This is a genomic window from Bacillus sp. ok061 (genome assembly GCF_900108285.1).
GTDB lineage: Bacteria > Bacillota > Bacilli > Bacillales > Bacillaceae_G > Bacillus_A > Bacillus_A thuringiensis_S.
The window spans coordinates 55,691-77,143 of sequence record NZ_FNUW01000006.1; the positions used below are offsets into that span (position 1 = coordinate 55,691).

Sequence of the window (21,453 nt, forward strand, 5' to 3'; positions counted from 1 at the left end):
AGGGAGAAAAGATGAGTCAAGGAATTGAAACGAGAATCAATCAATGTAATCAAAAATTACGAATTATATTTGAAGAACAAAATGAAAACCGAATCGCGCTGCAAAATCAAGAACGAGCTGAGGCTAGTTTTCATGAATGGAAAAATAGAAATAATCGTTTATTTAACCGAATACTAGAAACTTGGTATGGTGACAAAGAAGTGTTACACCTTTTTACGAATATGCGGCAAGAGATCGGGCAGTACGAAAGAAAACTTACATTCGAATTAGAAAACGAAAAAGAGACGTTGCTTAAAGAAAAACGGCATCTCAGCGAGAAAGAAAACGACCTTTCCTATGAACAGCAGCAACTACAAAGGGAGGCCAATACATGAGTTTAAACATGTATTTGGGAGAAGTACAAAATCAAACTCAAAGTATGAACGCTATATGTAATGCTACGATTCAAAGTATGGAACAAGCCATTCAATCTATTGATGCCTTTGCGGTAGATACAGTATTACAAGGACAAACATATAGTAGTGCAAAAGCCTACCTTGTCCAAACATTTCGGCCATTAGCGCAAGGAATCATATGCTTATGTGAAGAATTAATTCGCCAAAACGAAGCATTTCCAAGCGAGTTCCAAGCGAAAGTTGCTTCGACAGATGTGATTGAACAAGAAATAAGAGAACAAATACGGGGAATTAATCAATCGATTGCAAGTATAGAAGCAATAGAAGTACTTACACCAATGCCCGGAGTAGGTGCAATTGTAACGGTATTAGGTGCAATGAGAAAAAAACTGGAAGAAAAACTAGAGCATTTATATGAATTCAATCATTCATCCAGCAACAACTACAGCACCGCCCTCCAATTAGCCGCTAGCATCACAGCCGGACTCGCTGAAGTGCAAAGCGGGAAAGGATTTAGCCCTGTGAGTGGTACGTTTAGTACACAAGTGTTGAATATGAATTGGGTGAGTTCGATTCAGGGGATTATAGAAGAAACAGCTCGAAAAAACGATCAGTCAATTAAAGATATAGAAACAAATAACATAATTGAGGAGAAATCTCCGGTTAGAAATGCTTGGGACGATGCGGCAGACGGTATAGTTAGCACGTTTGAAACAGCGAAAAAGATGTGGGAAGCTATTCAAAGAGGATCGGGGAAAGCTGTTGGTGATGAAATCGAGTCCGCAATAGCTTTAAGTAATATGGACATAGGAACTTTTATTAATGTAGCCTATGCACTTTTCCATTTGGATGAAACTGCAAAAAATATGTGGCATGCATTTTCAAATAAAATAAAACGAGATATGATAGAGGGAGATGCAGAGAGTCGTACAGAATTGACTACCTATGGATTAACACAAATAGCTACCACAATATTAGGCGATAAGGCACTAAATAAAGTAGGCCATATCGCAAAAGGAGCAAAAGTATCAAGTGGAGTAAGTACATTTGCTAATGCAGTAAAACTAGCAAAAGAATTGAAGCCTACGCTTGAAATGTTACAATCATTTAAGAGAGAGGCTTCCTATGCACTCTCTAGTGTTGGTGGAACTATCGTAACCAAAATACCTCAAGGCGAATTGATAGAAGCTTATTATAAGTTTGCGAAGTCTAAAGATGGTGGTAAGGGTACGGGTGAAACACTATCTAAACAGAAATCAATACCCGACTTTGTGAAAAAGCAATGGGAAGCAGGGAATAGATTTAATAAGGAAAATCGTCCTCGATATCCTTATAATGAAGTAGAGTTAGAGGCAAAGGAAATCAATGGGAAGAAATATGTTGTGGATTCTTATATTCCGGGTGAAGAAATTGTCTCGAGGAAATTTACCCAATTGGCTGAAGTAAAAGAAAAGACGGCATTAAGTTATTTAAGTGAGTTTACTAAAAAGTATTCTTCCGGTTCAGAAATTTCTTCAGGTAAATTTAATCCTAATGCTTTAAAAGGTGGTCGACTAGATGGAGAGTTAATTTTGGAAATCCCTGTACAAACAAAGCCAGTTCCACAAAAAATTATTGAAGAGGCGAATGAGAAAGGGATTATTATTCGTGATATTAATGGGAAGGTGTATAATTAATGGAAATTTATTATTGTGATAAGTGGTCTAATATAAAAAAGAAGCCTTGGAATATTATTGATGAGAATGCAGCCAAGACACTTCATGAAAATCGTCATTCTTATACTGCTGTTCTTAGTGATGGAGAGCAGCCAAAGTATTTAGTAAATGTCACTGAGAAATGGGTATCGGTAAGTTTTTTGAATGATTTTCTTCGTAAATATTTACACTACGATTTTATTGTTAAAGAAGATAATAGACTATTCCTAAGGACAATAATGTATTGGGAATATGACGGGGATACACAGTTGAAAAGTATGATTTTGGGGTATCAAGAAAATGGTCATATTGCTATGGAGCAAAAAGATTCTAAAACTGGAGAAGTAGAAGAGCGAGAGACAAAAGATGATGTATCTAGAAATTGGGATACATTCCCTGAGTTTGGCCAATACTTATATTTGTGCAAAGAAGAGAGGTAATTCTTTTGAATATAAGAACAATAACTAGGCGAGATAGCTATTAGTGGGCTAAGAATATAAATAAATGGAATAAACATGAAACTAATGAATTCGTAAGTTTTAAAGATATTGTAAAGTTAATTGAAAATTCCCCGAAATAATCCTACTTAATAAACAGATGAACTTAAAGCACTTGTCGCCTATGGGAAACAAGTGCTTTTTATTTTAAGATTACGAGGTACGGGTAATGGCTTACCCTTACCTTCTTATGAGAAAAGAAGTCCATACCTATAGGGATTTACAGAGAAGTACATGGATTTCCAGTTAAAGTACAGTCAGGTGCTCAAGAGAAGCATATTCCTGATACACCGAACTATAAACAAGAATTAGCAAATGGAAAAAATAAGAGCATTTTCTATGGTGATAATAAAATAGCGCAAGAATTGCTTGATAAGTTTGCCGGAAAAGGAACCACTGTTACCAAAAATAAAGAAAGAGTGGACTTTGGTAAACCAATAGATAAATACTATGACACTGTGACCGGACAATATATAGAGACTAATAGAGGAATGATACATTATGGAAAAGATGGTGCCCATATAGTACCAGCAAAACCATCAGAATAAAATTAAGAAAGAGGATGTCTATGGAAGCAGATTCTTTATTTAAAACATTAACAGAGCATGAAGGTGTAGAAATCATATTAGAGTGGAACAGTGGGTTGAGAATTATAGGCAAAACAGACACATTTTATGAGACAGACAATGGATTAGATGATGACCCCGCATACGCAGAATATTATGCAACAGCATTTCAAGTAAATCATATTTTATCTCAACCTTCTACTAACGAAGGTATTGTATATAATTGGTTGATACAAGAAAAAAGTTCATTGGTTGAAATTTCTCTCTATGATGATCCGCCAAGTGCAGTGTTTTTAACTGACGGAAAAAGAGTATGGGAAAGTGGAATATGTAAATAATAGGTGGTATATAAACTGAGACCTTGATTGGCATATATGCTTTTCAAGGTTTTTCTATGTTTTTAACACCTGTAAAGGGTGTTCATCAGTGGCACGAAATTGGTTGCAAGAATAAGAGGCAGATGAGAGTATGAGTGTACTTAGGATATCTAATAGAAATCAATGTCGATTCTTTAAAGAAACAATGAGACGAACTCAAGAGATTATAGAAGTACAAGCTGGCAAACCAAGATGAAACAATTTACTTTGCAAGAACAACAATTGAACTTACAAGAGCAGGAAGACAATATTGCTGCAGCTAGAGAGGTTGGGATAGAAGTTCAAGCAACTATTAGAAACTATAATGATCCACTTCCAGCAAATCTGATTGATAGATTTACAACTAAAAAGGGAGTACCTAAAACTTGGGGGGAAGCTCTAGACTTAAGAATTCTAAAGCAAAAGACTAGTTTTAGAAATAATAATCCAATGGGTTCATTTGAGTTAGAAAAAATGAAATAGAAAGAAGTGCTATAGCTATGGAAAAGTATTACGTTGATAAAGATATATATGTATATCCTGAATCTTACCAAAAAATCGTGGAATTGAATTTAGTTGATTTTGATGTATGGTATTTAATTTAATCTGAACAGGCTACTAGAAGGTATCATGATTTAAAGGAAAGATATCCAAAAAGAGATTTAATTCCTTTTGCTAGAAGAGATGACAACGATGATATTGCGTGTTTTGAAATTGGCAAAGGAAGTAAAGTTCAACTTATTCATGATTTTGCTTCTGAAGGTTTTGAACAAAGAAAAGAGTTTGATGATTTTTGGGAGTGGGTCGAAGTTGCTATGAAAGAAATGATTGATTACAATCGGAGTGAAGAAATTGAATAAACAAAAATTCTATACAAATTTAAGTAAAGAAGTATCTTATGCTTTACGTCATGCTCCGTGGGAATACGAATTGGAGTTAGATGAGAATGGCTGGGTGTCTGTTGAGCAACTTTTACACGCACTTCATCAATCCATTGAATGGAGCGATGTAAAGATAGAAGATTTAAAAATAATGATTGAGAAATCGGAGAAAAAAAAGGCATGAGCTAAAAGAAAATAAAATTCATGCGTTGTATGGACATTCTATTCCCATGAAAATAGTAAAGGAAGAAGGCGTTCCACCTAAATTTCTTTATCATGGTACATCTCCTCGCTTTTTAAATTCTATTGAATTAAATGGGCTATCACCTATGTCTAGACAATATGTCCATCTTTCTGAAGATATTGTAACTGCTGAATTAGTGGGGAAAAGAAAAGATAAGCATCCTATTATTTTAGAAGTTAATACTGAAAAAGCTAGAGAAGAAGGCGTTAAATTTTATTTAGGAAATGAAAAAGTTTGGTTAGCAGATGAGATTCCTAGTGAGTTTATCGTAATTAATAAGAATTAATTGAATCTATTCTACTAGATTATGACGGCAGGAAAAATTTTTTCTTTAGGATATATATTTGAATGAACCATGTTATCTGTCTCAAAATAAACAAATAAATGGCGAGTTACTTATGGAAAATAATCAACAAGAGAGACTTCACATTTGAGGTCTCTTTTGTTGATTTAAATTGAAAATTATTATTTAAGCGAATTCTTTTTTGTACCTCGTATTTCACATACACATAGGCTTTATTTGCTGCTACATAGTATGTTTTTCAACGTTAAGAAACATTAGAAAAAGCAGGACAATATTATTAAATAGCCGGGTCTTTTGTAGAAATGTTTGAAGCTATTTCGCTCATAGGCGGATCTAATTTCTTAACTATCGTGGCAGAAGTAGGAACTGGTGGATTGGCATCACCAATTGTTATTCCATTAGATATAGCAGCAACAGCTACTGGGGCAAGTCTTTTTGTACATGGTGGATTTGTTTGGAATAAATCGATTCAAAATACTAAGGATACTATTCAAAAAATCCAGTCTTCTGGTGGAGGTGCGGCTAACGGTAAACATAGCAGTAACAAAAACACAACTGTAGATAATTTTGATGCAAAAACAGCTACAAATAAGCAAAAAGGTAATTATGGTGAAATAAAATCTAGTGACAATTTATTGAATAATCAAAGTTTAAAAGAAGCTGGATTTGATTTGAAACCAGTCGGCAAAAGTACACCATCAGGCATAAATGATAAAATAGTAAAAGGAATTGATGGATTATACGAAAATACAAATCAAAATTCAAATATTAAATATGTTATTGATGAAGCTAAGTTTGGTAGTTCACAATTGGGGAAAACTAAAGATGGACCACAAATGTCAGATGGTTGGTTGAAAGGTTCTGAAACTGGAAAAAGTAGAATATTGAAAGCTGTTGAAGGAGATGAAGTATTAGCAGAACAGATTACGAGAGCTTTGCAAAAAGGTAAAGTTGAAAGAGTATTATCAAAAGTCGATAGTAGTGGAAAGGTTAAAACATTTAAGATAGATGCAAAGGGTAACATCGTTGGAGAATGGCCATAATTTAGAAACTAGGAGGAATTAAATAGAATGAGAGATCAATTATGTATAGAAGAAAAATGTAAAAGAGGAATAGAATATCATAAAGAGTTTATTAAAGAAAATAGAGAGGAGATTAGAAATTTAGAAGAAGATGAAAAAAATGGTATTCAAAGATATCCTAATGACAATAAAAGTATTATATTAGAAAATTATTTATCGAATTTTATACATGAGATGAACGACATTAGGGCAATGTATTCTTTAGGAGAAGACATTAGTAAAATGGAAGTATATTTTTATAATGCGATAGATGATTTAGAGCATACAGAGACTAGCAAAGTTGGTTATATATATATGCTTTGGATAATTTCCTTAGGAATATTATTAGAAACGGATAAAAAGAATTTAGAAAGATTAAAAAAGATAGTTGATAAAAAAAATATGAACGACGCAGTAATCGATTTCCTCTTATGCGCTAGTGATATCGGATACACAAACATGACGAACAGATATTATAAAGAAAATCCATATGCAAAAACGAGAGAAATTATAGAACTTGCACAAATAGATAAAAAAGAAGCATCTAAAAGATTACAAACGTATATGGAGAAAGAATGGTTTAAAGGTCATTATGATTATGAGTGGAAAAATGCGCATAAAGAACCTGGATATGTAGGATATTGGAGCTTTGAAACGGCAGCGCTTGCGAAAATTTTGGAACTTGATGATATAAGTTTAAAAGATAATAATCATTATCCATATGATTTGGTGCATTATAAGAATACAATGAAATTTAAGCATATAAATCTAAGTGAATATCATTTTGAGGATGAGACAGAAGAAAATGAGAAAATAGTAGAAGGAATTGAAAATAATCCTGCATTGGAAAATATTATTCCTCCAAAATGGCATTCGTTGGTCAATGAATTAATACATGATTATAAGAATATGGATGATAGTAGTTTTTATGAAAAATACAAAAAAACGATAGGAATAGGTCAAGTGTGGTTCTTACCACAAGAGTATGAAGAAGAAAATGAGCAAAAAAATCTATTAGGTAGTTTAATTGTGTTTGCCCTGACGGTAAGAGATTATATATTACAATTGGACTATAAAGAAGATTTAGAGGACTACATTGATAATCTTAAAAATTTCTGGAATGGATCAGAAACAAAGTTAGTTCAATTTATTTTAGAAAATGATCAAAATTATTATGCATGGGTACCAAAAGAAGCAACCATCCCAAATATGTATGAAGTGAAGATAGGGAGTGTCGATGTAGAGGAAGTTTTATAACGAACAAATTGCAATGGGTGTCATCATATGTAATGTTAGAATACATTTTACTAGTTAATTGAAAACAATGCAGGCGTTGGAGAAAAAAGGGTGTATAGTTACTAAAAAGTAGAGGGAAAGAAGGCTGTTGAATTGAGATTGGCAGATTTTATTAAATTAGATAAAAATGAAGTAAATCACTTTGATTTTAAAAATATTTCACCATCATTTGAAGTGCAAAAAGAATTACATCCCGTAAAAAAATTATTTTGTACAAAAAAGATTATCAAGAAAGAATTTTAAACATTGTAAAAGAAAAATTTGACTGTGATAGATGTGATCTGGTTTTAGAGATATATTCTAAAATATACGAAAATAAAAACTTGAACAATTTAGATTTAGATACTATGAATTCTTTTTATCAAACGTACCGGCTTTTATTGCTATCAAGTGATAAGTCATTTTGGGAAAATGATTTTAATGCATTCTGTAATAATCGTGGTGTGAAGCCTAAAGCAATTAAATATAATGCCTTAAAGCTGTTAAGGTATGAATGGTTATTGTCTGAAAAAGTGTTTAACCATTATGAAAATATCAATAATCATCCCGATGTTATTCGTTTTGCTACAGTGACACATACAATAGGAAATATGACATTATTGCCTAAAGGATTTAACGTTGGGCGTGCTATTGCAACTAGAGATTATTGGGATTTAACATTAATGTCACTACAAAGTTTTTTAGGCCGTTCTTTCGATACTTTCGTAACAGATTATTATATGCAAGACTTTATTGATGATAAATTAGAGTTATGGGAGGGGCATTGTTTTGAATACCCATTGCCAAATTCGTTTAATAAAGAGGAGGCTCACAAACTATCGGAAATTGAAAAAAATCAAATTGTTCAAAGCCGAATTTTTGAATTTATGGGAAATGCCAATGATAAGATCGAGAAACGTTCTGAACGATTATATAAAGCGTTACTAGTTAAATGGAAGGAGAATATAAATAGAGGGACAATTAATAAAATTTAACGATAAGATTGTGATGAAGGTGATTCGGGTTGGTATATAGGTCCTATCAATGAAGAAGTATCAGGAGGATTGGAAATTATATACGCCTACGAATTATTAAAAATGAAACCTGCAAGTATCCTAGTGCTAGCTTTACCGTATAATTATTTAGTAGTATTTGAGAAGGACGAAATGAAAGCGGTTTTAAATGAATGTGATGTTGATAGTTGGAGTGAAATAGAAAAATAATGAATGTATATAAGGTGTCAAATGCCCAATATGAAAATCAAGAGAGTTAAGCACTTCATTGTCAACAGACGACGATAGGTGCTTTTTTTACGTGGAGTAAAGAAAAAATATAAGTTTGCTTGTTGCTCTGTTTCAACTTTGTATCATATGTTATAATTTGGAAAGTGTATATTCTTAATTTTTAGAAAATTAAAGGTGGTAGGTTAATATATGAGTACATTAAAGAAAATTATTAACAATATTTCGAAGGTTATTATAGGAAAAGATGAATCAATTGAACTTGCAGCTATAGCTCTCATAGCAAGAGGGCATATTTTATTAGAGGATGTACCTGGGACGGGAAAAACAACATTAGCGAAAAGTTTGGCTAAAAGTGTAGACGCTAAATTTCAAAGGATTCAATTCACAGCGGATACTTTACCTGGAGATGTTATTGGTCTCGAATATTTTGATGTGAAGAAATCAGAATTTAATACGAGGTTAGGTCCTATTTTTGCAAATATAGTAGTAGTGGATGAAATTAATCGTGCTGTACCGAGAACACAATCTTCGTTATTGGAAGTGATGGAAGAACGTACTGTTACGATTGCGAAACAGACACATTCATTACCAGAACCTTTTTTAGTTATTGCAACGCAAAATCCTCTTGAATCGGCCGGAACATTTCCTTTACCTGATGCTCAGTTAGATCGATTTTTACTTACTATACGTCAAGGCTATCCTACGAGAGAAGCAGAAAAGGAGATGATGAATCGTTTTCAAACGAATGATCCGTTAGAAACGTTACATTCAATTATTTCAACTGAAGAAATTATTACAGTGCAAAAACGTGCAAGAGAAGTGTTAGTAGGAAATGATGTGCAAGATTATCTTCTTGAAATCATTGAGGCAACGCGAAAGCATGAGCTAATTGAAATTGGTGTAAGCCCGCGGGGGACGTTGGCATTTATGAGAGCGATTCAAGCACGGGCAATATTAAATGAAAGAGATTATTGTACGCCAGATGATATAAAACTACTGGCTGCATCCGTTTGTGCTCATCGTTTAACGTTAACGATTGAAGGGGAGATGAAAACGACGAAAGAACAAATCATGAAAGAAATTCTTCATACGATTAATGTGCCAGTGGAGAATGTACGATGAATCAACAACTTGTGTATACACCTTTAGCGGAGCCTTTCGTAATAGGAGTTATGTCAGTTGTAGCCGTTATTTTATGTGTATTTTCAAGTAATCTACTTATATTATCTCTCGTATTTTTATATGTAATTTTAATAGGTGCGATGCATGTGTACATACGTAAAGTGTCTCGTGTTGAATGGGAATACAGTCAAGGGAATTCAAACATTTTTATAGGTGAAGCGAATATGTGCAAAATGAAAATTTCAAACAAGTCGTTATTCCCTATTTTCAATATCGTATTTCGATTTAAATGTGAAAATAAGTTAACTTGGAATCATGATGAAATAAACAAAAATACGAATACAGGTTCAAATTATTATATGGATTTACATTTAAAAGGAAGAGAGTCAGTTTCATTTGATTTGCAAGCTGTAGCTGTAAAAAGAGGAATTGCGAAATGGGAAGAAGTAGAAATTGTCATTATTGATCCCTTTGGATTCATAACGAACCATATAACATATAAACAAGTTAATACGCCGTCTTATTTAGTTTTACCAGCTGTTCCGAAAATGCAAGTTCCTGAATTACAAGAATGGTCACGAGGATTTCGAAAAGCGATGTCATCCCCCTTATATGATGAAACGAAAATAATGGGAGTGAAGTCGTATGAAAATGAAGATTTTCGTTCTATCCACTGGAGTGCGACAGCGAAAACAGGGACGATAACCGCGAAAAAGTACGAGCGAACACAATCAGATAAATATGCGATTTATCTCAACTTGCAAAATAAAAGCGGTATTTCTTTGCGAAAAGATACAGAGGAACTCATTGAATTAACGGCAGGCATATGTAAACAATTGCTCATACAAAACTGTTCATTTGAAGTATGGATCAATAGCGTAAAAGACAATGGATTATTGCATATTAAGAACGGTCATAACCGGAAACATTTGCAAAATGTATTAAAAGTACTTGCCTCAATATCGGATCAAGATACCCCTGTATCTTCTACTTATTTTTACACAGCAGGTTTTCGTCGAAAGGAATTGGATGCAGTTCCTTTAATTCTTGGTATTTCCCCAAGGAAATACAGCAGAACGAATAAATGGGTTGTAATAAAAGAATAAGAAGGGGTTTATGTCATGGCTAATAAAGGGCGACATATGAAAGTGAAATTATGGAGTGTAAGAGCTTTAATCATACTTTTTTTTACGATTAGTGCAATAACTTTATCACAAGGTGTGGTGTATGTACAAGTGATTGTAAAAGAGCGTTTTTTTAGTGAAAAGAAACCTGAAAAAATTTATAAGGAAACGATAGACACCGAAAAGGTTGAAGATTATGGAACATCTTTGGAAGAAGAAAAAGTGGGATATAATGGTGAAAGAACAAAGACGGGTAAAAAATTTAAAGGTTTCGAAAAGAAAAGTTCATGGGGAGACATATTCTCTGTTCTTTCAAATTCATGGATTAGTGTCGTTTTTTATGTAGTTATTGCAGTGGTCATTTTATATGCTTTTTATAAATTAACGAGGAAAAAGGTAAAGAAATCAGAAATAGAACAGGATATACAATCGATAACAAAAGAAAATACGGATAGAACCGAAAAGAACAAGAAAGTGAAGCAGCAGTTTGAACAGCCGTTACCTAAAGACACGATAAGGAAAACGTTAGTTGAATGGGAAAGAACTTTACCATTTCACGAACAGCGAAGGTCCTATGAAACGATGCAACAATGGTTAAGCAGAATTTGTAGAACGCGAGATATTATTCCGATATATGAATCTGTCCGTTATGGAGAGAAGACGTATACGGAGTTAGACGTAGAGAAGGCTGTACGATGGATAGAGCGGGACGGGAAAGGATGACATTAATATAAGTAAACAAAATTAACTGTAAATTAATTTTGTTTACTTATATTTAATTATATGGTAATGTATACTTGCTTTTTTATATTGATACCAATGGAAAAAGGTTGCCTTAGTAGAATATTGCTCGTTGAATTTTTTGTGGGGTTATCTTCACTACATCAATATAGAATGAAAAAGAGATAAAACAATTACGAGTAGCATGTAAATAAAAAATTATTATTTATCCCGCTTTAATGGGCAGTAAGACCCCACCTCAAAATTCAGCGAAAGCAAAGAATTTAGGTGGGGGTCGGGCTGCCCATTAAAGTCCGATTGGTGAGGGCTAATAATCAGTGGGGGATGAAAAACCCCCACACTGATTAAAGTTTCACTTTATGTTTAAATTTTTTGTAAGGGTGTGAAAATAGAATGAAACCGGTATTGAAAAACATACTCCTTTCCTTTATTTTTTCTGCAGCAGGGATGTGTTGGTTTCTGTTTATGATAGTTAGAGAAGGCGGAGACTGGTTATTGTCTTGGGTAGGTGTATTAATGGCATTTTTATCTTTATACGCGTTAATAGATTTATATTGTAAGTATGCATGCGATAAAAAATTAAGTATATTGTTTATCAAAGCAACAGTTACTACTTTTAGTTTTGCAGTATTGGGAATCACCTTTGGTATTGTACACGAGCTATTACAGCCATGGAGTCTCAGTTTAATGGTTTGGTATTGGTTGTTAGTGTTACTTTTGTTTGTAACGACCATAATATTGTTAGTTTTTGTAGTATTTGTTAATCGTAAAAATCATCATATTCCTGAGGGATATAGAATACTTATACTGCTAAATTTATTTCTTACGTTAGCACCAGTGCTGTGGCCATTACTACTTACTATTATCGGAAATGGCATGAACGCTAGTGCAGGATGGTAAAAGTGAATGAAATAAAAAGTTGGTATAGGGTTTTAAGTATGTAAGAGAACGTGTTTTCATAAATTGAAAACACGTTCTTTTTTATTTTCATACATTACTTTTTCCCATCTGGTCGTCAAATTTTGAACGTAAGTATTTCGTAAGGAATGGATAAGAAAAAAGAGAGGTTTATCATATAGGATGAAAGTATAGCTTGAATCAATACGATATGAATAGAGGAGAGAAAGCCTTATGAAAAAAAGTTATTCCATTAAGTTAGCAAGTTTGGCAGTTTTATTAGCGGGTACTACTTTATTCACTCCAGGTTTTACTGTAAAAGCAGAGTCTACTCAAAATATTTCTAATCCGTCAGAAGCACATGATCAAAAGAATCGGAATGGCTGGAAAAGAGTCATGCAGGAAACAATCCAAATTGGAGCGCCGGGGGTATTAGCTAAGACGTATAATAACGGGAAAATTAGTAGTTATAATGCTGGCGTCGCGGATTTAAGTACAAAGAAATCGATGAAATCAGATTATCGTTTTCGGATTGGAAGTGTGACGAAGACTTTTACTGCTACGACTGTTCTTCAATTAGTAGGAGAAAATCGCGTGCAACTTGACGATTCTATTGAAAAGTGGCTACCTGGCCTCATTCAAGGAAATGGATATGATGGCAATCAAATTACGATACGTCAACTTTTGAACCATACAAGTGGTATAGCTGAATATTTAAAGTCAAAAGAAGCTGACATTATGAATTCGAAAAAAACGTATACAGCAGAAGAAATAGTGAAAATAGGACTTGCTCTACCTCCAGATTTTTCGCCAGGTAAAGGTTGGTCGTATTCAAACACAGGATACGTAATACTAGGAATGCTTATTGAAAAAATAACTGGTAATAGTTATGCGGAAGAAATTGAAAAGCGAATTATTGAACCTTTGGACTTGTCAAATACGTTTTTACCAGGTAATTCACCAGTCATACCAGGAAAGAATCATGCTCGAGGGTATATGAAAATTGATGAAACAAGTGAATTGAAAGACATGACGTATTATAATCCGAGTTTAGCTAATTCAGCGGGAGATATGATTTCAGATGCGGACGATTTAAATAAGTTCTTTTCATCTTTGCTCGGTGGTAATTTATTGAAAGAACGCGAGCTAAAAGAAATGCTTACTACAGTTCCTATAGAAGGAAAAGGTCTTGGTGATGGATATGGCCTTGGGATCTATGAGACGAAACTTCCAAATGGTGTCTCAGTTTGGGGGCACGGAGGATCAATTCCTGGGTTTATGACTTTTGTTGGTGGAGTAATTGGAGGCAAGCATACATTTGCTGTCAATGTTAACTCTTTAGGTCCGGTTGATATTCTTACACAGTTTAATAAAATGATGCAAATTGAATTTAAGAAATAATAGATGAAAAGAGTTCTACTATAGAGGTATATAAGGACTTGTATGCGATTTAATTGTTATTAAAATATAGTCTTAAAAAACCCCGAATCATGAGCGATTTACTGCCTATGATTCGAGGTTTTTACGTGCTGTTACAAGAAAAGTAATGATGTATTTAAATTTTTTTATTTTACTATAAATCTATTATATTTATTTGATATGTCTTATTTATAGTGACTTTTACATTTTTAAAATATTGGAACATACAAAGGTAAGTAGTTCTAGATTTCAGAGTTAATAATAAGTAAATTCTGATTTTTGTTGAAAAATATTCGAATGTATTTCCTTAATTTACATAATAATGTACTTTTATCGTATGAATTAATATCTTAAAGCGTATTAATGTTGACGCATTTCCGAAGGATAAAACAAAACATTTTTGGAAGATGAAAAATAGAACACATATACAAGTCCTTTTTCAAAAGAAACAATATGTATGAATTAATAACAAATAGAATTAAGTATACAAAAATAGATAATTATGATTTGCGTCTAAATGATTGACTATTATGAAATTAATGATTAATATAGGTTTTATATTTTAATTCCATTTATATTACAAATATGTATTTTATTTCAATGTTAATTGTTGCGTAAACTATAATTGAATATATTGTGAAAAAGAATAGGGAGGGGGAACAGCAATAGAAAAGGCTATCTTTTCAAATTGTGTAATGAAATCAAAGGGAGGATAAATATGTATAAACAAGTAGTAGAACTGTTAGAAGAAGCGGCTATATCGTATAAACAATATACACATGAACCAATATTAGATTATGAAACAGATAGAAAAATTAGAGAAAGGTTTAAATTAGAAGGTGTACCCAGTAAAAGTTTATTTTTAAAAGATAAATCAAATAACTATTACATATTTGTAACTGTTGAAGGAGAAAAATTAGATTCAAAACTTATGAAAGAGTTGGTTGGAAAAAGGATTTCTATTTGTTCAGCCGAGGAGTTAATAGAAAAAACTTCTTGTGTTCCAGGATGTGTATCTCCATTTGGCTATTCAAATGAAATCACACTTATTATAGATCGAAAAATTTATAACTATAATAAATTTTTGTTATCTCCCGGTATACCTGAGATAACAATTGAAATACCTACAAAAAGTATAAATGAAATTTTAAATATTGTTGAGAATGATATTTTACTATATGAGAAAAAATCATAAATATATTAGGGGGGATTTTAATAATGCCAACTACAAAAATGTATTTATACAATCAAAAGAGAATAATTGAAGAACAAAATAAAGGGATTTTAGATGAGTGGAAAACTGTATCTTTCAATAATTTTCACGATAGCATTTTAGATCAATCTAAACCATTTCCGTGTTATTTTGCAGTGGATTCTGAGAAACATGGTTGGTCTAGATATATATTTTCCGAATCGGCTTATGATGAAAATGAATTGTTCAAACTAAGAGATGGGATTTATGAATATATTAAAACATATCAACAAATTGCAAAGAGAACTACTTTAGTAATATTTTTTAAACCCGCTAATAAACAATTACTGGCTGAAGAATACAAAAAACAATTTTGGAATGTATTACAATTTTTAATGAGAAATGATCCGGAGCCATGGAATGCAGAAATTCCAATAGATCCTTATAATGCTAAATGGGAATTTTGTTTTGGTGGTGAACCTATATTTGTCGTTTGTAGGGCTCCAATATATTCTGAAAGAAAAAGTAGATATACAGGAACCGGCCTTGAAATTACGTTACAACCTCGAGGTACTCTGGATGATATTACAGGTGATACAAAACAAGGGAAACAAGTGCGGAAAGTGATTAGAAAACGTTTGTTAGCATATGATGATATTCCAATGCATCCAGATATAGGGGATTACGGAATAAAAGAAACCTTTGAATGGAAACAATATATGTTACCAGAAACAAATGAAGAAAGTGTAATGAGATGTCCTATTACGGGGTTGAAGAAAAATGATTAGCATGATATTCAGTTATATATTATTAGGGATTTCATTGTCTGCACCAGTCGGTCCGATTAATGTTGCTCAAATAAATAAAGGAATAAAAAATGGTTTTTTGAGTGCATGGTTAGTAGGAGTCGGGGCAATGTCAGCAGATGTTGTAATGATGTTTTTAATTTACTTTGGTATTTCGACTTATTTAACAACTCCAGTTGCTCAACTTTGCATTTGGATTTTTGGTTTTGTAACGATGATTTATTTGGGTTATGAAAGTATGAAAGAAGCTACTAAACAAGTTCAATATATTTCATCAGGTGAAAAAGAACATCCTTTAAAATCTTTTCTATCGGGGTTTGCTATCGCAATTTCTAATCCATTAAATATTATTTTTTGGATAGGGATATATGGATCAGTTCTAACTAGTGCTATGAATACTATTGGAAAAGAACAAGCTTTATGGTATAGTGCAGCCATTTTTGCTGGGATTATGCTTTGGGATATATTTATGGCTACATCTATTCATTTTGGTAGAAGATTTATTAATCATACAGTAATGAAATGGATTTCTATAGTAGCAGGCATTGTTTTAATTCTGTTTGGAATATATTTTGGCTACGAGGCAGTAAAAGGAACTGCTCAACTATTGTGAACTTTTTGATGACTAGAGAGAATAGTGATTTATTAGAAATTTATTTATGGCGAATCTTTTGGTTTTTGAATTTGTTAATCGATGGGTATAGGTTAATTCCTTATAGTAAAAGACTTATAGAATCATTCTATAAGTCTTTTTATTGCGGTATAGAAAAATATATAGGTACATTCTCTTCTCACAAAGAGAAATAAAATTCTTAACAAGAGCGATAAAATAAATATATAAGCAGTAAAGCAAATTTCAATCAAAGTAGCTTGTTTGCATTTCAAAAATCTAGAATATTTTTAATTGCTATGAATGACTTTCACACTTTTTGCAGGCACCCCTGCAACGACGGTGTTTGCAGGTACATCTTTTGTAACAACTGAACCTGCAGCAACAATTGAATTGTTCCCAATTGTAACACCAGGAAGTATTGTTGCGCTAGAACCAATCCATACATTTTCACCAATTATAACAGGGGAAGCGTATGTCGTATTTCTTGTTTCTAAAGTTAGCCCGTGATTAAGTGTGGCAATTGTAACATTCATACCGATCATACAATTGTCTCCTATATGAATTCCGCCTCTATCTTGAAAGGAACATCCAGTGTTAAAAAATACGTTTTTTCCAATTGTAATATTTTTACCGAAGTCTGTATGAAACGGTGGAAAACACATAAAAGATGGATCAATGTTGTTATCTGTTAATTCACTAAATATCGCTACAATCTCTTCTTTAGAATGATAAGATGTATTTAATTTCATTGTTATCTTCTGGGCTTCATAGCTACATTGAACTAGTAGATCATGTAATTCTTTATCCTCGCCTGAAATAGGCTTGCCGGCCTTACAAAAATTTATAAAATCTTTCATATTCATTGTTATACTCCCCTCTAAAACGCTAATCTTTTCAATACAATCATAAAATGATACGATTCCAATATCAAATACCTATATTAAATACATTCATATGCTTATTAGCTATATGTAAAAGGAGACTATCGTGGAAATTCGAGTTTTACGCTATTTTATTGCTGTAGCAAATGAAGAAAGTATTTCAGCAGCTGCAAAACAATTACATTTGTCACAGCCAACATTATCAAGGCAACTGAAAGATTTAGAAATGGAATTAGGAACAGATTTATTTATAAGAGGAAATAGGAAAATCTCATTAACAGAAGAGGGGAAATACTTATTTAAAAAGGCGAAGGAGATTGTTGATTTAGCAGATAAAACGGAAGCGAACTTAAAAGATTCAAAAGAAATGATAAGCGGGGAAGTTTACATTGGTGCCGGTGAAACTGAAGCGATGCATCTTATTGCGAAAACATTAAAAGTATTAATAAAAGACTATCCAAATATTCGATTTCATTTGTACAGCGGAAATGCTGATGACATTAAGAGTAAATTAGATAGTGGATTATTAGATTTTGGTGTCGTTATAGAGCCAACTGATAAACAAAAATATGAATATGCACAATTGCCAGCTAAAGACACTTGGGGTGTATTAATGTGTAAAGATAGTCCTTTATCGGATAAACAAGTTATTAGCCCAGTGGATTTAATAGATAAACCATTATTCATTTCACGACAATCTACTGTTAGTAATGAATTAACAGGATGGTTTGGAGAAAGTATAGATAATTTAAACATCGTCGCAACCTATAATTTGCTTTATAATGCAGCACTTATGGTTGAAGAAGGTATTGGATATGCATTATGTATAGATAAGATAATTAACACGTCAGGAAATAGTAAACTTTGTTTTAAACCATTACAACCTAAATTAGAAGCGAACTTAAATATTGTTTGGAAAAAGAATCAAGTTTTTTCAAATGCAGCCCATGCCTTTATAAATCAGCTCCGAAATAGTATGAACTAATCATAATTTGAAATGCAAAGTAAAAAACGTGCCATCTTATTAAGGTGACACGTTTTTTACTTTATGAAATAGTTGTTATTCTTTCGAAGGTTTAAGTAAAACAACTGCACAGAAATGTTTATGTTCAAAAGGAGAAGTAGTGAACAATAAAAACGATTGTTATTCTGAAAATTGTTATTTGTATGATTATTAAATATAATAGGGGTATGTATTGCGGGGCTTGAATAGAAAATAGTTTAGTTGATTAATTATTTTTAAATGTAACTAAAATAGCATTGGAGTTGAATACAGTGGAACAAAAGTATTTCAGGTGGAGTAACAAGCAATTAAGAGAACATGTTGAAATAATAGATGGCAAAAGAAATCCGCATATTTTATTTAAGAATGCAACTTATTTAAATTCCTATATGCGCGAGTGGATGCAAGCAAATATTTGGATCTATGATGATCGCATTATTTATGTAGGAGAAAAACTGCCAGCGCAACTACATAAATGTGAAGTCATTGATTGTGATGGAAAGTATATAGTTCCAAGTTACATAGAACCGCATGCACATCCATATCAATTATATAATCCAGAAACGTTAGCAAATTATGCGATGCAGTTTGGGACGACGACTTTTATTAATGATAATTTAACTTTATTTTTCACATTACAACGTGAAGAAGCATTTCGTTTATTAGATGAATTTGAAAAGATTCCAGCAAGTATGTATTGGTGGTGTCGTTTTGATGGACAAACTGAATTGCAAAACGGGGAATCTTTATTTAATCGTGAAGACATAATAGAGTGGCTTAAGCATAAAGCAGTTCTTCAAGGTGGCGAGCTAACAGCGTGGCCAAAGTTATTACATGGCGATGATGAAATGTTACATTGGTTGCAGGAAACGAAACGATTACATAAAAAAGTGGAAGGGCATTTTCCAGGAGCATCTGAAACGACTTTAGCGAAGTTAAAACTGTTAGGTACAGATTGTGATCATGAAGCGATGACAGGGCAGGAAGCTTTCACTCGTCTTATGCAAGGTTACACGGTTTCCCTAAGAAATTCTTCAATACGCCCAGATTTAGAAGTGTTACTGAAAGAATTGTTGGAACTAGGAGTAAAGCAGTTTGATAGATTTATTCTTACTACAGACGGCTCACATCCTTCGTTTTATGAAAATGGAATGACAAACGTAATGATAGCTACCGCGATAAAACAAGGAGTGCCAATAATAGATGCTTATCATATGGCAAGTTATAATATCGCTCGTTATTACAATATGGAACATGTACATGGATCGATTGCGACAGGTAGAATAGCTAATATTAATATTTTGGAAAGTAAAGAAAATCCGGTTCCAATAAGTGTAATTGCAAAAGGAAAATGGGTGAAGCGTGACGGAATAAACAATAATGAATCAGTACGAATAGAATGGAGTCAATTCAAAGTAACTCCATTATTATTAAACTGGTCTATAGAAAAAGAGGATATGATTTTTTCTCAAAAAGTGGGTATACAATTATTAAATAACGTTATAACTAAACCATACACGACTGAAATTGATTTAAACCGTGATGAACTTTCTCTAGATCATGATGAGTGTTTTCTTATGATGATTGCTCGTGATGGTACTTGGCGAGTGAATACAGTTGTAAAGGGGTTTGCGAAAGAACTAGGTGGTCTTGCTAGCTCTTATTCTGGTACCGGTGACATCATTCTTATTGGGAAGAATAAAGAAGATATGCTTACAGCTTTTCATAGAGTGAAAGAGATTGGGGGAGGAATGGTAATAGCTGAAAAGAATGAAGTATTACACGAAATCGCATTACCATTACTCGGGATTATGTCTAATTTGAAAATGAATAAATTAATACAGGAAGAGAAACAGATGGTGAAACTACTCCAAGAGCGTGGTTACGCGTATGACGATCCGGCATTTACCATTTTGTTCTTTTCTGCGACGCACTTACCTTTTATACGGGTAACTCCTATAGGATTATATGATGTGAAAAATAGTAAGGTAATGGCTTCACCGGTGAATTTGATAAAACAATGTTAATATGAAAGGCTCTATAAAAGTCCAATTTATAGGGCCTTTCACATTGTTAGCATAAGAATATTGTGAGCCTCAAATAATATAGTATCTAAATTACTTGAGGTGAAACGTAAGTATGAAAAAAATATTGTATATATTAAGTGTATTTATATTAAGTGTATCTATTCAACAAGTTGTACATTCTCAAACGGATGCACCAGAGCTATCTTCTGATTGTCTTGAAAAAAGGAAAATTCGAGATGAAAAGTATGTGAAGAATATAATACAAGACATTAAATCCACATTTAATTTAAATATGGATGAACATAGTTTTTGGGAAGTAAGTAAAAGAGATCTAGAGGCTGCCCATTTGATGTATGGTGGAAAGGAAAATGATTCTTATTATAATTCGCTAACTAAAATTTATGATAGTGGTGGATTTAGCGAGCAACCCAGCTTATTTGTGAGGGCGCAAGAAGCATTTTTACTTTATAAAGAAAAAGATAATATTAATGTAATGAAACGCCTTAAACTAGACGTTGAAAAAGGGGAATGGCTCGTTATAAAAACGAAAAAGAAGAAAGGGAAAAAAGTGAAATTTAAGCCGTTGCAATGTGAAAAAGATTATCTGAAAAAGAGAAATGAATAACAAAATACTTATTCATGCTGTTTTTATTCAACGATATTTTGCTGTTGATTTGAAATAGAAAAAGGTAAACAAACATATTAGCTTTATGGAATATGTTTATTTACCTTTTTTTGAGAGATTTAATAATTGGGGATTATTTACTGCCTAATGAATTTATAACATTCAATGAATTTGTTCTTCATAAACATTAGATTTTGTGTCAAATGATTTATACATTGCCGAAACACCTATGTATATTTTATTCTACAGTATTTATAAAAGAATGTTGGCTATTCATAAGAAATATGATTGGCACGGTTTTTGCTTGTATTACATGTAAGGAAGGGAGATTGTATGTAAGGAATCTGTACTCGTAATAGTATAAAATAAGCTACTATTGCATTATTAATCATAGTTGTATTTATAGCGGAACTGTAAATACATACAAATAAGTGGGTTTTTTGATTTTAAAATTCTGAATTTTCTTTTAAGTTATTAGGGGGCAAT

21 protein-coding genes and 4 pseudogenes are annotated in these 21,453 nt (G+C 32.6%); 24 read left to right on the forward strand and 1 reads right to left on the reverse strand.

The annotated features are described in order from the left end of the window. The first annotated feature begins 11 nt into the window (after nt 1-11). The 21 genes and pseudogenes from C4S65_RS10385 to C4S65_RS10480 all read left to right on the forward strand — a co-directional run bounded on the left by C4S65_RS10385 (nt 12) and on the right by C4S65_RS10480 (nt 16,431). The gene (locus C4S65_RS10385; protein WP_000077519.1) at nt 12-374 is read left to right on the forward strand and encodes a DUF3958 family protein; all 363 of its coding nucleotides are present in this window, start codon (nt 12-14) and stop codon (nt 372-374) included. Continuing rightward, nucleotides 371-2,071, forward strand: a complete 1,701-nt coding sequence (locus C4S65_RS10390) for a T7SS effector LXG polymorphic toxin (protein ID WP_086790420.1) — start codon at nt 371-373, stop codon at nt 2,069-2,071. Before C4S65_RS10385 ends, C4S65_RS10390 begins: the two co-directional genes overlap by 4 nt. Beyond that, nucleotides 2,071-2,529 carry a hypothetical protein gene (locus C4S65_RS10395; protein ID WP_061666955.1) on the forward strand — a complete coding sequence of 153 codons (459 nt, stop codon included), beginning with the start codon at nt 2,071-2,073 and terminating at the stop codon, nt 2,527-2,529. The genes C4S65_RS10390 and C4S65_RS10395 overlap by 1 nt, the downstream gene beginning before the upstream one ends. Nucleotides 2,530-2,864: 335 nt before the next feature. Next, nucleotides 2,865-3,134, forward strand: coding sequence for a polymorphic toxin type 50 domain-containing protein (locus tag C4S65_RS10400; protein WP_255296050.1), 270 nt, complete (start codon nt 2,865-2,867; stop codon nt 3,132-3,134). A 20-nt stretch (nt 3,135-3,154) separates the two neighbouring features. Further along, entirely contained in the window at nt 3,155-3,490 is a 336-nt protein-coding gene (locus tag C4S65_RS10405; RefSeq protein WP_061666957.1) for a hypothetical protein, read from the forward strand. Nucleotides 3,491-3,721: 231 nt separating this feature from the next. After that, nucleotides 3,722-3,991 (forward strand): hypothetical protein, encoded by a 270-nt coding sequence (locus C4S65_RS10410; protein WP_046959811.1) that lies wholly within the window; start codon nt 3,722-3,724, stop codon nt 3,989-3,991. 17 nt (nt 3,992-4,008) lie between these two features. Continuing rightward, nucleotides 4,009-4,368: pseudogene (locus C4S65_RS35160) on the forward strand (hypothetical protein). After that, a pseudogene (locus C4S65_RS10420) lies at nt 4,361-4,919 on the forward strand (RNA 2'-phosphotransferase). Before C4S65_RS35160 ends, C4S65_RS10420 begins: the two co-directional pseudogenes overlap by 8 nt. A gap of 299 nt (nt 4,920-5,218) precedes the next feature. Beyond that, nucleotides 5,219-5,980: pseudogene (locus tag C4S65_RS10425) on the forward strand (hypothetical protein); the annotation flags it as partial. A gap of 27 nt (nt 5,981-6,007) precedes the next feature. Beyond that, entirely contained in the window at nt 6,008-7,255 is a 1,248-nt protein-coding gene (locus C4S65_RS10430) for a PoNi-like cognate immunity protein (protein WP_086407389.1), read from the forward strand. 132 nt (nt 7,256-7,387) lie between these two features. Further along, nucleotides 7,388-7,537: a hypothetical protein gene (locus C4S65_RS35165; protein WP_223285840.1), complete on the forward strand. Its 150-nt coding sequence runs from the start codon at nt 7,388-7,390 to the stop codon at nt 7,535-7,537. Beyond that, nucleotides 7,504-8,268 carry a hypothetical protein gene (locus tag C4S65_RS10435; protein ID WP_254905280.1) on the forward strand — a complete coding sequence of 255 codons (765 nt, stop codon included), beginning with the start codon at nt 7,504-7,506 and terminating at the stop codon, nt 8,266-8,268. The genes C4S65_RS35165 and C4S65_RS10435 overlap by 34 nt, the downstream gene beginning before the upstream one ends. Then, nucleotides 8,231-8,496: pseudogene (locus tag C4S65_RS10440) on the forward strand (hypothetical protein); the annotation flags it as partial. The gene C4S65_RS10435 and the pseudogene C4S65_RS10440, both read left to right, overlap by 38 nt. A 210-nt stretch (nt 8,497-8,706) precedes the next feature. Then, nucleotides 8,707-9,639, forward strand: a complete 933-nt coding sequence (locus C4S65_RS10445; RefSeq protein ID WP_086407390.1) for a MoxR family ATPase — start codon at nt 8,707-8,709, stop codon at nt 9,637-9,639. Further along, complete coding sequence (locus C4S65_RS10450) at nt 9,636-10,745, forward strand: DUF58 domain-containing protein (RefSeq protein WP_061666962.1); 1,110 nt, start codon at nt 9,636-9,638, stop codon at nt 10,743-10,745. Before C4S65_RS10445 ends, C4S65_RS10450 begins: the two co-directional genes overlap by 4 nt. Before the next feature lie 15 nt (nt 10,746-10,760). Continuing rightward, the gene (locus C4S65_RS10455; RefSeq protein ID WP_103945216.1) at nt 10,761-11,486 is read left to right on the forward strand and encodes a hypothetical protein; all 726 of its coding nucleotides are present in this window, start codon (nt 10,761-10,763) and stop codon (nt 11,484-11,486) included. A 411-nt stretch (nt 11,487-11,897) separates the two neighbouring features. Next, nucleotides 11,898-12,404, forward strand: a complete 507-nt coding sequence (locus C4S65_RS10460) for a DUF3902 family protein (protein ID WP_061666964.1) — start codon at nt 11,898-11,900, stop codon at nt 12,402-12,404. A gap of 231 nt (nt 12,405-12,635) precedes the next feature. After that, a complete protein-coding gene (locus C4S65_RS10465; RefSeq protein WP_000750389.1) occupies nt 12,636-13,802 on the forward strand; it encodes a serine hydrolase domain-containing protein in 1,167 nt (388 codons plus the stop codon). A gap of 736 nt (nt 13,803-14,538) precedes the next feature. Beyond that, the gene (locus C4S65_RS10470) at nt 14,539-15,015 is read left to right on the forward strand and encodes a YbaK/EbsC family protein (protein ID WP_000278060.1); all 477 of its coding nucleotides are present in this window, start codon (nt 14,539-14,541) and stop codon (nt 15,013-15,015) included. 23 nt (nt 15,016-15,038) lie between these two features. Continuing rightward, nucleotides 15,039-15,800: a YqcI/YcgG family protein gene (locus tag C4S65_RS10475; protein ID WP_061666965.1), complete on the forward strand. Its 762-nt coding sequence runs from the start codon at nt 15,039-15,041 to the stop codon at nt 15,798-15,800. Further along, the gene (locus C4S65_RS10480) at nt 15,793-16,431 is read left to right on the forward strand and encodes a LysE family transporter (protein WP_000624898.1); all 639 of its coding nucleotides are present in this window, start codon (nt 15,793-15,795) and stop codon (nt 16,429-16,431) included. The genes C4S65_RS10475 and C4S65_RS10480 overlap by 8 nt, the downstream gene beginning before the upstream one ends. A 287-nt stretch (nt 16,432-16,718) precedes the next feature. Here the strand turns inward: C4S65_RS10480 and C4S65_RS10485 are convergent, their stop codons facing one another. After that, nucleotides 16,719-17,294 carry a sugar O-acetyltransferase gene (locus tag C4S65_RS10485; protein ID WP_001056074.1) on the reverse strand — a complete coding sequence of 192 codons (576 nt, stop codon included), beginning with the start codon at nt 17,292-17,294 and terminating at the stop codon, nt 16,719-16,721. Nucleotides 17,295-17,418: 124 nt separating this feature from the next. Here C4S65_RS10485 and C4S65_RS10490 point away from each other — a divergent pair, with 124 nt between their 5' ends. The 3 genes from C4S65_RS10490 (at nt 17,419) to C4S65_RS10500 (ending at nt 20,967) form a co-directional block, all read left to right on the forward strand. Then, nucleotides 17,419-18,297 carry a LysR family transcriptional regulator gene (locus tag C4S65_RS10490; protein ID WP_061666966.1) on the forward strand — a complete coding sequence of 293 codons (879 nt, stop codon included), beginning with the start codon at nt 17,419-17,421 and terminating at the stop codon, nt 18,295-18,297. Between the two features lie 290 nt (nt 18,298-18,587). Next, the gene (locus tag C4S65_RS10495; protein WP_061666967.1) at nt 18,588-20,342 is read left to right on the forward strand and encodes an adenine deaminase C-terminal domain-containing protein; all 1,755 of its coding nucleotides are present in this window, start codon (nt 18,588-18,590) and stop codon (nt 20,340-20,342) included. A gap of 112 nt (nt 20,343-20,454) precedes the next feature. Continuing rightward, nucleotides 20,455-20,967 (forward strand): hypothetical protein, encoded by a 513-nt coding sequence (locus tag C4S65_RS10500; protein WP_086407392.1) that lies wholly within the window; start codon nt 20,455-20,457, stop codon nt 20,965-20,967. Nucleotides 20,968-21,453 lie beyond the last annotated feature (486 nt).

Bases quoted from the DNA above. Each gene is read 5' to 3' on its own strand.
- C4S65_RS10385 (WP_000077519.1), top strand. From the start codon at position 12: ATGAGTCAAGGAATTGAAACGAGAATCAATCAATGTAATCAAAAATTA.
- C4S65_RS10390 (WP_086790420.1), top strand. From the start codon at position 371: ATGAGTTTAAACATGTATTTGGGAGAAGTACAAAATCAAACTCAAAGT.
- C4S65_RS10395 (WP_061666955.1), top strand. From the start codon at position 2,071: ATGGAAATTTATTATTGTGATAAGTGGTCTAATATAAAAAAGAAGCCT.
- C4S65_RS10405 (WP_061666957.1), top strand. From the start codon at position 3,155: ATGGAAGCAGATTCTTTATTTAAAACATTAACAGAGCATGAAGGTGTA.
- C4S65_RS10410 (WP_046959811.1), top strand. From the start codon at position 3,722: ATGAAACAATTTACTTTGCAAGAACAACAATTGAACTTACAAGAGCAG.
- C4S65_RS10430 (WP_086407389.1), top strand. From the start codon at position 6,008: ATGAGAGATCAATTATGTATAGAAGAAAAATGTAAAAGAGGAATAGAA.
- C4S65_RS10445 (WP_086407390.1), top strand. From the start codon at position 8,707: ATGAGTACATTAAAGAAAATTATTAACAATATTTCGAAGGTTATTATA.
- C4S65_RS10450 (WP_061666962.1), top strand. From the start codon at position 9,636: ATGAATCAACAACTTGTGTATACACCTTTAGCGGAGCCTTTCGTAATA.
- C4S65_RS10455 (WP_103945216.1), top strand. From the start codon at position 10,761: ATGGCTAATAAAGGGCGACATATGAAAGTGAAATTATGGAGTGTAAGA.
- C4S65_RS10460 (WP_061666964.1), top strand. From the start codon at position 11,898: ATGAAACCGGTATTGAAAAACATACTCCTTTCCTTTATTTTTTCTGCA.
- C4S65_RS10465 (WP_000750389.1), top strand. From the start codon at position 12,636: ATGAAAAAAAGTTATTCCATTAAGTTAGCAAGTTTGGCAGTTTTATTA.
- C4S65_RS10470 (WP_000278060.1), top strand. From the start codon at position 14,539: ATGTATAAACAAGTAGTAGAACTGTTAGAAGAAGCGGCTATATCGTAT.
- C4S65_RS10475 (WP_061666965.1), top strand. From the start codon at position 15,039: ATGCCAACTACAAAAATGTATTTATACAATCAAAAGAGAATAATTGAA.
- C4S65_RS10480 (WP_000624898.1), top strand. From the start codon at position 15,793: ATGATTAGCATGATATTCAGTTATATATTATTAGGGATTTCATTGTCT.
- C4S65_RS10485 (WP_001056074.1), bottom strand. From the start codon at position 17,294: ATGAATATGAAAGATTTTATAAATTTTTGTAAGGCCGGCAAGCCTATT.
- C4S65_RS10500 (WP_086407392.1), top strand. From the start codon at position 20,455: ATGAAAAAAATATTGTATATATTAAGTGTATTTATATTAAGTGTATCT.